Raw genomic sequence first — 13,371 nt, forward strand, 5'->3', positions numbered from 1 at the left:
TCATAAAAATACAAAGACATGCGGAGAATACACTTTATAATTTTTGGAGCTTTGCTCCTCTCTCTGGCTGTATGTGCCTGTAAAAAGGAGCTGAGCTTTAAACCAGAAGGTACTTCATCCTTTACGATCGTAAATGGATTGTCGGGCACTGACTACCTGTTTACCAATTTTAACGGGGATAAATCAAACGGTCAGTATTATGCCAATACAGCAGCAATGCGTTATGGCAACTTTCTTTTCTTTAACAGTTATACCGGGCAACAGGACCTGGGCTTGTATTCGGCAACGGATACTAACGCAAATAGCAAGCCCGTGCTCCGGCTCAGATTTAACCTGGAACGAAATGCAGTTTATACGCTTTTCCTTTCAGGAACGACACAGGATGCCGATTATTTAATGACTAACGACCAGTTGCCATATCATTTACCTGCCGATTCGACCATGGGGCTGAGGTTTATCAATTTGGCGAAAGGCAGTGCCCCGATAACTGTAAACCTTGTCGGAAAGGCCTTTGGATCAGAGGAGATAGGCTTGCCTTATAAAGGTGTTTCGGCATTTAAAAATTACAATGCCAATTCGGCTATCAGGAGCTACACTTTTGAGTTTCGGGATAAAGCTAGTGGTACCTTACTGGGTAGCTGTCTAGTAGACGGAATCAATAATGACGGATCTGTAGGTTCGCCGAATATCAGGCGAAACCGGAACTATACAATTGTCCTGCTTGGCAGCACGGTCGATCAGACAGGCAAACGCGTGATGATCATTGATGAAGCGGTAAAAATTTAAAATCCTAACCTAACTTAAGCATAATGAACAGCATTTTAAGAATTCAGCAACTCTCTCACAAATATACCAGTAGCTGGGCGATTAGTGATATTAATATGGAAATTGCCCAGAATGGTATTATTGGTTTATTAGGCTCCAATGGGGCCGGTAAATCAACCACCATGAATATTATTTGTGGTGTGCTCAACCAAACGGAGGGGGAGGTGCATGTGAATGGATTTGACATCAGGACCCAACCTGAACTGGCCAAAAGAGAAATTGGCTTTTTACCTCAGAATCCACCATTATATACTGACTTGACCATAGATGAATATCTCACCTATTGCGCGGAACTTCGTTTTATGGAAGGCTCCAAAATCAAGGCTGCAGTGGAAGAAGTGAAGGAGCGTTGCGCAATATCCCATTTCGGTAGCCGGCTGATCCACAATTTATCCGGTGGTTACCGTCAGCGTGTCGGAATAGCGCAGGCCATCATCCATAAACCTAAACTGGTAGTAATGGATGAGCCAACCAATGGGCTGGATCCGAACCAGCTCATTGAGGTCAGAAAGCTGATCAAGGAAATTGCCCTTGACCACGCGGTGTTATTGTCTTCCCATATTTTATCAGAGATCCACTTGCTTTGCAAGGAGATCGTTATGATTGAGGGTGGTCGGGTTGTGTTTTCTGACTCCATGGATGCTTTTGACAATTACATCCAGCCACACAGTTTGTTGATGCGTATGGAGAACCCTCCCCAGCTTGCAGAACTGCTAAAGATACAAGGGGTGACCAAAGTCGATTTTCTGACCGATAAACAGATCCGCGTTTATTTTGACGGTGACGAGGAAATCACAGAAAGAATGATCAACGCAGGTGTACAACAACAATGGCAACTGCGGGAAGTCAGCCTGGAGAAAGGTCTTCTTGATGATGTTTTTAAACAACTGTCCTCACCATCCGCTCATTCTTAACCATTACAACCCATGAAGATTATATTTAAAATTGCTAAAAACGAGCTTCTTAACCTTTTTTATTCACCTGTAGCGTGGTTTCTGGCTGTTGTGTTTCTAATACAATGTGCCTATTTCTATACCTCTTCCTTATATCCGCTCACTGTATTTCAGGACCAGCTGCTGCTCAACAATCCAAAATGGAAAGATTTTGGAGGTTCACTTACCTCAACCATCTATTTAAACCCTGATGGTTTGTTTAAAAATGTTTACCAAAACCTGTATTTGTTTGTTCCGCTGTTAACTATGGGGCTTCTTGGCCGTGAGGTGAACAACGGTACCATTAAACTGCTTTATTCTTCTCCGGTTAAACTGCGGGAGATTGTGCTTGGGAAATACCTGGCTGTAATGATCTATAACCTGGTGCTGGTTGGGGTAGTCGGAATATTCATTGTGTCGGGTGTGTTTAATATCAAGTCTATTGATATTGGATTGCTGCTGTCGGCAGAGCTGGGTTTTTATTTACTGATTTGTGCTTTTTCTGCCATTGGTTTATTTATGTCGGGCCTTACAACCTACCAGATCATATCCGGAATTGGAAGTTTTGTGCTTTTCTTTGTGCTGAGCCGAATAGGTACACTGTGGCAGAAATATGATTTTGTACGTGACCTGACTTATTTCCTGTCTATTTCTGGTCGTACGGAAAAAATGATCGGGGGACTGATCACGACGAAGGATGTCATTTACTTTCTGATCGTGATCTTTATGTTCCTGAGCTTTACACTGTTTAAACTGAAAGGCGAAAGAGAATCCAGGCCCTGGTCTGTTAAAGCCTCCAGGTATGTTGGTGTATTATTGGTTTCCGTGTTGCTCGGTTACATCACTTCCCGTCCTTCCCTTGTGGGTTATTGGGACACTACTGATTGTAAAGTGAACACTGTACATGCACGTACGCAGGAAATCCTAAAAAAAATGGGAAAAGAACCTATTGAGGTTACCCTGTATGCCAACCTGCTGGGACTTCGGCTGGGGCCGGGCTTGCCAGAGAGTCGTAATCCTTATCTATCTACACTTTGGGACAGATACCTGCGTTTTAAGCCAGATATTAAGTTCAAATACGTTTATTACTATGACAATGACGGCAGGCTCGATGCTAACAGTATTTATAAGACTTATCCTCATAAAACAGAAAAAGAGATTGCCGGGATTGTAGCCAAAATGTACCAGGTTGACGCGTCCAAATTTATTGGCCCCAAAGAAATACGCAAACAAATCGACCCTTATGCCGAGAACTTATCCCTTTTTATGGGTGTGAAATACAAAGGAAAAACCATCCACCTGCGGACATTTAATGATTCGGAATTCTGGCCAGACCAGTCGCAGGTAGCTGGCGCCTTCAAACGGCTGGAAGAAGGCAGCGCACCTAAGATTTATTTTTTAACCGGTAACCTGGAACGGAATATCTATAAAACTGGCGAGCGGGAATATTCCATGCAATCTTTAGAAAAACTTAACCGTACCTCTTTAATTAACATGGGTTTTGATGTTGATACGATTTCACTGGATTGGCAGAACATGCCGGCTGATGCAGCAGCCCTGGTGATTGCAGATCCTAAAACCGATCTGAGTACAGTTTGTCTGGCTAAAATTCAGCAATATATTGACCGTGGAGGAAACCTGATGGTTTTTGGTGAACCGAACAAGCAGACTGTAATTAACCCGGTATTGAAGTTATTGGGTGTTCAGTTGAGGCAAGGTATATTGGTACAGGTAAGCAAAAATGAAACACCGGATAAAGTCATATCTTATGGTACCGATCCTTCTTTGCAGCTTGCCGAGGAAAGAAACCTCCTGGGCCTGCTGAAAAAAAGACAGGAAAAAGATACGGATGATACGCTTCAAATCAGTATGCCTGGTACAGGGGCAATTGAATATGTAACCAATGGTGCTTTTGCCATTACGCCTTTGATGAAAACTAAAGATAAGAATACCTGGCTTAAGACTGGAGTACTGATTGTCGATTCTGTACCCCCGGTATTCAATCCGGCACAAGGAGATATCAGGGACTCCTCATTTACTACAGCCATTCAGCTCACCAGACAAATAAACCAGAAACAACAACGCATTATTGTTTGCGCCGATGCCGATTTCAAAAACAACCTTCGCCTGGGCTCCGACTTGTTTGCTAATGCTTTTTACAGCTGGATGAACGACAACAAGTATCCGGTTTATATTCCCGATACGCCAGCCAGGGATGTGAAATTAAACATTACCTCTGCGGGAGCAGATGTGTTGAAAGTTGTGTATGTATGGGTGTTACCAGGTGTAGTGCTGTTGATTGGCGTGTTATTATTAATCAGACGTAAGAGAAAATAGAGGATATGTTTTTACACACCGACGAACAAACTATAGAAGACCTGGGGATTTTTGGCAATCGGAATACAGGCGGAATTTATGATCTGTATAATTCGGCAAGTACAAGGGGGGGAGAAGAATTACTTAAAGAAATGTTCCGTAACCCTTTGTCAGACTGGGAAGCCATCAATCTGCGCAGTCACATGATTGAATATTTTGCCAGGATGAACATCAGTTTTCCTTTCTCCGCCAGTTCATTTGATATGGCGGAGAAATACCTGATGAATGCCAATGAGCAGCATAAAGATGCTGGTCATCATACGGCTGCACTCAGTGAAAAGGAAATGAGCAATGGGGTATCTGCCATTATAGAAATCCTGTGGACGGCAAAGACTTTTATTGAACAGAAAGAGGTAACCGATATCAGTTATTTTGATACGGAGCGTCAACGTATTCAGCTACTCTTGAACCATGTTGCTTTTGAGCCTGCGCTGAAGGAAAAACCTCAGAAAAAATTACCTTATTCTGCGATTACGGCCTACGATATCCTTTTTAGGGTACGGGAATATGACAAGATCAAGACCTTGCTGAAATATATTTACAACCTGGATGTGTATTTATCTGTAGCAAAGGTGGCCGTTAAGCGTGGTTTTATATTTCCGGTTGCAGTGGAGAAAAATACCTGCAGGTTAGCGTTGGAAGGTGTTTATCACCCAGAATTAAAAAAACCGGTAGGCAATAACGTTTCGATTGACCGGGATAAAAATGTCATCTTCCTCACCGGGGCGAATATGGCGGGTAAGTCGACCTTTTTAAGATCCGTTAGCACTGCTTTGTATCTGGCACATATGGGGTTCCCGGTTGCCGCCAAATCGATGACTTTTTCTGTGGTGGACGGTATTTATACGACAATCAATTTGCCAGATAAACTGGGGATTGGTGCCAGTCATTTTTATATGGAGGTGTTGCGGGTGCGGAAGGTGGCTTCGGAGTTGGGGCAGGGAAAGTCCCTGTTTGTCATTTTTGATGAGCTTTTTAGAGGCACCAATGTAAAGGATGCCCACGAAGCTACTGTGGCTGTTTCGCTCGGTTTTGCGAAGAAAATGACCAGTATGTTTATTATTTCCTCTCATATTGTAGAAGCTGCAGATGAACTTAAGCAGAGAAGCAATATTGGCTTCCTTTATCTTCCTACATTGATGAAGGGCAGGGTACCGGAGTACACGTATACGCTGGAACCTGGAGTAACCGACGACCGGCACGGCATGATCATCATTAAAAATGAGGGCATACTTGAGATCTTAAAGAACGGTGTAAAGAAACAGAAAGTTGTTGTTGATTAAAAAAGAATTGTTATGAATTTTGGTATAGATAAGCAAACATTGGATGAGCTAAACCTCCTGGGTAAATTTCGTAGTGGATCGGTTTATAATCTGTTCAACCAGGTGAAGACAAGGGGAGGCGAGCAATTACTCGACAAGATGTTCCGGTCGCCTATGAATGATGTACGGGAGATCAATGAGCGTACTGATGTTTTTTACTTTTTTCAGGAAAAGCAACTGACTTTTCCTGTTGACGCACAGCAAATCAGTTTGATGCGGGAATATATGGACTCCGGTGCAGGAAGTAACCTGTCGATGGTGTTTGTGAGTACCCTGTTTAAAAAATTATTATCGAACCTGGCCCGTGATGAGCGTTACAAGAAAAATATCCAGGGCCTGCAAGCTGTTATTGCCGTGATGAACAGGTGCTATATTTTTCTGCAAAATATGCCAGCTGCCCCAGATATTTATAGAAAACGTATAGCTGGCATTATGAAGGTCTTGTCTGATTCGCGTATAGAAAAATTGAGAAAAATAGATATTTATAAATCCCTGTCATTAACAGAACTGGTGTATTTTAACCACCTGTTAAAAAGTAAGCTGTACACGGAGATAGAGGATGTGATGGACTTTATTTATGAGCTGGATGTAAACATCCATGTTAGTGCTGTAGCCTGCAGGAAAGGTTTTACTTTTGCCAGGGCCTTTCGTCCGGAGGAGAACATCTTTTCGGCTAAAGATCTTCGGCATCCTTGTGTAGAAAAAGCTGTAGGCAATTCTTTAGTTCTTGATGAAGACAGCAATGTTCTTTTCTTAACTGGTGCAAATATGGCTGGCAAGTCCACCTTCATGAAATCTGTAGGGATAGGTATTTATTTGGCGCATATCGGTTTTCCGGTCGCTGCAGAAAGTATGAATTTTTCTGTCAGGGAAGGCCTTTATTCTTCTATAAATGTAGCGGACAATATTAATCTCGGTTACAGTCATTTTTATGCAGAGGTAGTTAGGGTAAAACAGGCAGCAGTGGAAGCAAGTAGTGGAAAACGACTTTTATTAATGTTCGATGAATTGTTCAAAGGAACAAACGTGAAAGATGCTTATGATGGAACATTGGCTGTAACTGAGGGTTTTTCTGAATATAAGGATTGTCTTTTTATTGTTTCCACACACATTATTGAGGTTGGAGCAGCCTTAAAAAGTCGGGACAATATTAAATTTGCTTATATGCCAACAGTTATGGAGGGCTCAAGGCCACGATATACTTATCAGATGAACGAAGGCATAACAGAAGACCGGCAGGGGATGATGATCATCAGAAACGAGGGGATTCTGGAGTTGATTGGTGACTAGGAAACATATAAAATTAAGAATATGAATAACTACTTTTTAGTGATGTGTGTATGTGCATTTTTCTCTTCCACATCAGTAAGAGGGCAAAGTTCAACATCCAATGAGATATATGTTCAGTATGACGAATATTACAGGGAACTTGGCAAATGGCTTGAGCCTTTGAAGGCATTACCCGTTCAAAAAACTTTGCAGGAAGTAATAGCTGATGCAGCGCTTTTAATTGACGATCATATTGCTGCCGGCTGCGTACGTACTATCAAAGCCAATAAAAAAATATTAAATGACGAAGAAATCTTCGCTAAAAGACGATCCGGTGTGTTTATTGTTGGAAAATTAACTAAATCAGATTCCAATGTGTCAGGAGAGGTGAATTTTGATCTGATCGGGACCGCATTCGCAATTGCCGAAGACGGTGTTTGTGTAAGCAATTATCATGTGCTAAAAAGTCTGATAAGACCAAATTCAGATGAGGGGAAGACAGATAGTATCTATTTTGTTATTACACCAGATAAAAAAGTTTATTTAATTGACCAGGTACTGGCTTTCTCGCAAAACAATGATCTGGCAATTTTCAAGGTTAATCTCAACCACAGTAAACTCATTCCCATTCCGCTAGGCAAAACTACCAATGTTGGTGCATCGGTTTACTGTATTGCTCATCCATTGGGTCATTTTTATAGTTTTACCAAGGGCATAGTATCTCGCAACGTCGGGCTAAATGTGCTGAATTTAGGAGATCAGTATGATAAGAACGGAAAACCTCCTATCAGGATGGAAATAACGGCTGATTATGCTAGCGGGGCAAGTGGCGGACCAATTTTGGATAAATATGGAAACCTTGTTGGCATTGTTGTTTCCACGACACCTATAGCCTACAGCGAGAAAGACAGCAAAGGCATGGACTTTGGATATATACAGATGATGGTAAAAGATACTGCTCCTTTAAAAGCCTTAACTGATCTTTTGAGAAGCAGGTGAGCAGACAAAATCGTGACAGGTAGAAAGATTGGATAGCACCGGAATTAAGTTTTATTTAGGTTAAAATTTGTAATTTGTACCTTATTAATTTGGATTATCAGAACGGGATGTTTAGCTTTAGTAATCTAAATTCTCCTCAAACTATGACCGTTCTTAAAAAAAACACGAAAAATGGGCCCTGTAGCCAATTCCGTGTACCTACACTTCATTTAAAATTCTACAACTTTTTCTCGTTTAGGTTATCTTTCTGAAGCATTAAGCTAATCGGGTAATTCCCTTTTCCACCACAAACTAAAACCATATTTTATGCGAAAATTTTATTTTAAAAAATTTTTTCTATGTCTACTTTTATGTGTAGCAGCATCGGTGCTGCCAAATTTTACTAAGGCACAAACTACATTATCGGCGGGAGACATTATTTTTACCGGCTTCGATTCTTCCCCGGCAATTGGGTCAGATAAATTCTCATTTGTATTGTTGGCCAATATTTCTGCAGGAACAGTGATCAATTTTACGGATAAAGGATATTTTGGAAGCGGCTGGCAAGCAGAGAATAATGCTAGTGAAACTTCGATATCCTGGACATCCGCTACTGCACTTCCCATTGGCACTGAAATAACCATTACAGGGCTTACGGCATCTAAAGGGACCGTTATTGGCCTTGGTTCTTCAGGTACTGCCCTTAGTTTGTCGAACGTGGGAGATCAAATCATAGCCTATCAAGGCGGCGGGATAAATCCCGCTTCGGGTACAAAGATTGCTGGAATTCACTGGTCTTATTGTACTTTATCTCCTTATACTACTACTGCAGGCTGGGATGTGGGAGGTTGTGGCATGGGACCAAATTTCTCAGCGCTGCCTCCAGGTTTAACCGGAGGGACTAATGCGTTCTGGCCTGGCGTTTCAGGTAATAACATTTATACTCAGGGGGCTTTTAATGGAACCGGAGTACCGGCAGGAAGTGTTGCAAATATACGTTCGGCAGTAATGAACCAGGCAAATTGGACATTGAGTTCAGCACCAACAACCTCAACAACAACTTTACCTACTGGTTTTACTTACTATGGAGCTGCACCCACCATTACAGGAAATCCGGCAAACCGCACAGTTTGTGCAAATGGTGCAACTACTTTTACCGTTACAGCCCAGCAGGCAACCAGCTATCAATGGCAGGTAAATACAGGTGCAGGTTTTAATGATATACAAGCCGGTGCGCCTTATTCTGGCATTACTGGCACAACTTTAACTGTTTCACCTGTTGTTGCCAGTATGAGTGGTTATACATATAGATGCGTTGTTACTGGTGCTACTGGTAATGCCACTTCTAATTCAGCAACGCTTACAACAAATGTTGTGACGGGAACAGCTGCGGTAACTCAGGTGAGTTGCTATGGTGGTAGTAATGGAGCGGCTGCGATTACAGTAACTAGCGGTATTGGGCCATTTTCTTATGCCTGGAGCCCAAGGGGCGGCACGGGTTCTGTGGCAAATGGTTTGACTGCAGGTACCTATACTTGTACCATTACTGATAACCTTACTTGCCAGGGTACAGTTACCGTTGTAATCACGGAACCCACTTCTGCCTTAGCTGCTACAATCAGTGCATCAAATAATGTTTCCTGTCCCGGTGGCAATAACGGATCTGCTACAGTGAGCGCTAGCGGTGGCACGCCAGGCTATACTTACCTATGGAGCAATGGTGCTACTACTCCATCGATTAGCGGGATATTAGCAGGCACCTATAATGTAACTGTAACTGATCTTAAAGGTTGTACGACAACAGCAAGTGCAACCATTGATCAGCCTGCGGCTTTTGTAACAGGTTATAGTACAACTCCGGTGAATTGTAGTGGCGGTAGTAACGGTACTGCTACAGTGACTGTCAATAGCGGAGGCCAGGCTCCTTTTACCTATCAATGGAGTGCAGCAGCAGGGAGCCAGACCACACAAACAGCCACAGGTCTTTCGGCAGGAACTTATACTTGTACCATCACCGATGCCAATTTATGTTCAAAAACAATAACAGGAATAGCAGTTACGCAACCTTCGGTATTGGTGGCCGTCATGTCTTTTACAGATGTAAGTTGCCATGGCGGTAGTAATGGCAGTGCCACTGTTTCACCTTCTGGTGGCAATGGTGGTTACACCTATTTATGGACCAACGGATATACTGGTCAAACAGCAACTAATTTAGTTGCAGGTCCCATATCATGTACAGTTACAGATGCTAAAGGATGTGCTGTGACCAAGAACTTTACCATCGGTCAACCAGCCTCATTGGTAGCCTCGCAAGGTGCGATAAACAATGTAAGCTGTAACGGCGGATCTAACGGAACGGCTACTGTATTGGTGACCGGGGGAACCGCGCCATATACTTACGACTGGAACGGTACACCTACCGGAGACGGTACAGCGACAATTTCTGGTTTAGCAATGGGTACCTATACGGTAACTGTAAAGGATGCTAACCTGTGCCAGACTACGCAGAGTTTTACCATCAGTCAACCTGCAGCATTTACAGTGACGACCTCACAAACAGATATTTTATGTAATGGCTCGGCTACGGGAGCTGCATCGGTTAATGTGAGCGGTGGAACTGGTGCGTATAGTTATTTATGGTCGCCTAGTGGTGGCACTCAGGCCTCAGCTACGGGGCTGACCGCAGGAACTTATACGGTGGCCATTAAAGACGCCAACCTTTGCCAGACTACCAGAACTTTTACCATTACGGAACCTGCAGCTTTGGTGGCTACGGCAGGTGCGCAGACAAACATCAATTGCCGCAACGAAGCCAATGGCAGTGCCACGGTAAACGTAACTGGCGGAACCGGGGCTTATACCTATAGCTGGTCCCCTTCGGGTGGTACCCAGGCTACAGCCAGCGGCCTGGCTGCGGGAACTTATACTGTGACCGTTAAAGATGCCAACCTTTGCCAGACTACACAAAGTTTTACCATTACCCAGCCGGCGGCTATATTATCGGCCACCACGGCCTCAACCGGGGTGAGTTGTTTTGGGGGATCTAATGGTACAGCCACAGTTAATGTTAGCGGTGGTACACCTACTTATAGTTATTTGTGGGCACCCCTGGGTGGCACCTCAGCATCCATCAGCGGTCGCCCTGCGGGGAATTATACCTGTACCATTACCGATTCAAAGGGTTGTACACTGGTAAAAAATGTCACTATTGCTACGCCTGCTGCTTTTTCGGCTACGATGAGCAAAACGGATGTAAGCTGTAGTGGCGGTACAAATGGCAGCGCTACTGTAGTGGCTTCGGGTGCCACAGCGCCTTATAGCTATGCATGGTCTCCTACCGGAGGTACGCAAGCTACGGCGAGCGGGCTTGCTGCTGGAAACTATACCGTTACGATAACAGACGTGAATACCTGTTCCTATACGGTTAGTGTGACCATTGGTCAGCCTGCAGCTTTATCGGTGACCTCTTCCAAAACAGATGTACTTTGTAATGGCAGCGCCACGGGCTCAGCCACCGTTAATGTTAGCGGTGGAACTCCGGGATATACTTATTTATGGTCACCATCGGGTGGCACAGCTGCAACAGCTTCGGGCCTTAATGCCGGTAATTACAATTGTCTGGTTACCGATGCAAATGGTTGTACTTTTACCCAGAATTTTACCATAGGCCAGCCTGCAGTCTTAAGCGCGACCACGAGTCAGATCAATGCGACTTGTACAACAGGCGGGCAGGCTTCGGTTAGCGTGGCAGGCGGAGCTGCATCTTATACCTATCTGTGGAGCCCATCGGGCCAAACTACCCAAATAGCGACGGGTTTAGCTCCTGGCGCCCATAGTGTGTTGATCACGGATGCCAATGGTTGTACCCTCAGCAAGAATTTTACGATCAGCACGACCAATACTTTAGTCGCTGCAACTTCCAAAACAGATGTTTTATGTAACGGCAGCAATACCGGATCGGTAACCGTGGTTCCTTCAGGTGCCCCTGGACCGTTTACTTATGTCTGGGCGCCATCAGGTGGAAATGCGGCTACGGCTTCCAACCTGACTGCCGGTAACTACAGCGTGACCATTACTTCTGCCAACGGATGTTCGATCGTTAAGAACTTTACGATCAATGAGCCGGCGGCTTTTGTAGTTACCCCATCACAGACCAATATCGCTTGTTATGGCAGCGCAACCGGAACGGCAGGTGTTGTTGTTTCTGGCGGAACGGGAGCTTACAGTTACGTTTGGGCACCCCGTGGCGGAACGGCTGCTACTGCGACAGGCTTAAGCGCGGGAACGTATGTAGTGACGGTTACCGATGCCAACCTTTGTCAGACGACACAGAGTTTTACGATTACAGAACCGTCTGCAATTACAGCTTCAACTTCACAGACGAATGTGACCACAGCGCTGGGGAGCAATGGTTCGGCAACGGTGACTGCAACTGGCGGAACCGGGGCTTACAGTTATGTCTGGTCGCCTACTGGCGGAACAGCTGCCACAGCTACAGGTCTGGGTAGTGGAAATTATACCGTTACGGTAACAGATGCGAACGGTTGCAGCCTTGTGAAAAATGTGACCATCGTGGAGCCTGCTTCTATCAGTAGTTTTGCCGCAATCAGCAAGGTTTATGGGGATGCGAGTTTTAACATCACTGCACCGGTTAGCAATAGCCCAGGGGCGTTTAGTTATACCAGCAGCGATCCTGCAGTAGCATCGGTAAACGGAAATACAATTACTGTAATTAAGACTGGAACGACCACCATTACTGCAACGCAGGCGGCCAGCGGCAATTATGCGCAGACTGTTGCCACGACTACGCTTTCGGTAAATGCGAAACAATTGACCATTAATAATATCGGTCGTTCAAAAGTTTACGGACAGGTGTTGACCGGTACCGACTTTTCCGGTACGATCACAGGTCTGGAAAACGGTGATAACATTAGCGTAAATAGAACAAGTACAGGTGCAGCAGCTACAGCAGCAGTAGGGAATTACCCGATTGTGGCGACAGTTGTTGATCCAGGTAACAAATTAGGAAACTATACCGTAACCAATCCAAATGGTACCTTAAGCGTAACGGCTAAAGCCTTGACGATTGCCAGTACCGACCGCTCAAAAGTTTACGGACAGGTGTTGACCGGTACCGACTTTTCCGGTACGATCACAGGTCTGGAAAACGGTGATAACATTAGCGTAAATAGAACAAGTACAGGTGCAGCGGCTACAGCAGCAGTAGGGAATTACCCAATTGTGGCGACAGTTGTTGATCCAGGTAATAAAATAGGAAACTATACTTTGGTTAATCCAAATGGTGCATTAACCGTAACGGCTAAAGCCTTGACGATTGCCATTACTGACCGCTCAAAAGTTTACGGACAGGTGTTGACCGGTACCGACTTTGTCGGAACGATCACTGGTTTGGAAAATGGCGATAACATTAGCGTAAATAGGACAAGTACAGGTGCAGCAGCTACAGCAGCAGTAGGGAATTACCCGATTGTAGCGAGCATTGTTGATCCGGGTAATAAACTAGGAAACTATACGGTTAGCAATCCAAATGGTGTATTAACCGTAACGGCTAAAGCCTTGACGATTGCCAGTACTGACCGCTCAAAAGTTTACGGCCAGGTGTTGACCGGTACTGACTTTGCAGGAACGATCACAGGTCTGGAAAATGG

Annotated in this window: 7 protein-coding genes; all 7 read left to right on the plus strand. The window is 44.3% G+C overall.

From position 1 onward, the window contains the following. The first annotated feature begins 18 nt into the window (after window positions 1–18). The gene (locus IM797_RS18915) at window positions 19–786 is read left to right on the plus strand and encodes a DUF4397 domain-containing protein (RefSeq protein ID WP_194128733.1); all 768 of its coding nucleotides are present in this window, start codon (window positions 19–21) and stop codon (window positions 784–786) included. A gap of 23 nt (window positions 787–809) precedes the next feature. After that, window positions 810–1,739, plus strand: a complete 930-nt coding sequence (locus IM797_RS18920; protein ID WP_228098951.1) for an ABC transporter ATP-binding protein — start codon at window positions 810–812, stop codon at window positions 1,737–1,739. Between the two features lie 12 nt (window positions 1,740–1,751). Further along, window positions 1,752–4,094 (plus strand): Gldg family protein, encoded by a 2,343-nt coding sequence (locus tag IM797_RS18925; RefSeq protein ID WP_194128734.1) that lies wholly within the window; start codon window positions 1,752–1,754, stop codon window positions 4,092–4,094. Between the two features lie 5 nt (window positions 4,095–4,099). Continuing rightward, window positions 4,100–5,416 (plus strand): DNA mismatch repair protein, encoded by a 1,317-nt coding sequence (locus IM797_RS18930; RefSeq protein WP_194128735.1) that lies wholly within the window; start codon window positions 4,100–4,102, stop codon window positions 5,414–5,416. A gap of 12 nt (window positions 5,417–5,428) precedes the next feature. Then, entirely contained in the window at window positions 5,429–6,745 is a 1,317-nt protein-coding gene (locus IM797_RS18935) for a DNA mismatch repair protein (protein ID WP_194128736.1), read from the plus strand. 21 nt (window positions 6,746–6,766) lie between these two features. Continuing rightward, window positions 6,767–7,723, plus strand: coding sequence for a serine protease (locus IM797_RS18940; RefSeq protein WP_194128737.1), 957 nt, complete (start codon window positions 6,767–6,769; stop codon window positions 7,721–7,723). 306 nt (window positions 7,724–8,029) lie between these two features. Continuing rightward, on the plus strand, window positions 8,030–13,371 hold a 5,342-nt coding region (locus IM797_RS18945), incomplete at its 3' end, for an MBG domain-containing protein (protein ID WP_304622291.1).

Origin of the sequence: Pedobacter sp. MC2016-24, assembly GCF_015223055.1 — a bacterium.
GTDB lineage: Bacteria > Bacteroidota > Bacteroidia > Sphingobacteriales > Sphingobacteriaceae > Pedobacter.

Coding starts and splice junctions, on each gene's coding strand:
- IM797_RS18915 (WP_194128733.1), top strand. CDS start 19: ATGCGGAGAATACACTTTATAATTTTTGGAGCTTTGCTCCTCTCTCTG.
- IM797_RS18920 (WP_228098951.1), top strand. CDS start 810: ATGAACAGCATTTTAAGAATTCAGCAACTCTCTCACAAATATACCAGT.
- IM797_RS18925 (WP_194128734.1), top strand. CDS start 1,752: ATGAAGATTATATTTAAAATTGCTAAAAACGAGCTTCTTAACCTTTTT.
- IM797_RS18930 (WP_194128735.1), top strand. CDS start 4,100: ATGTTTTTACACACCGACGAACAAACTATAGAAGACCTGGGGATTTTT.
- IM797_RS18935 (WP_194128736.1), top strand. CDS start 5,429: ATGAATTTTGGTATAGATAAGCAAACATTGGATGAGCTAAACCTCCTG.
- IM797_RS18940 (WP_194128737.1), top strand. CDS start 6,767: ATGAATAACTACTTTTTAGTGATGTGTGTATGTGCATTTTTCTCTTCC.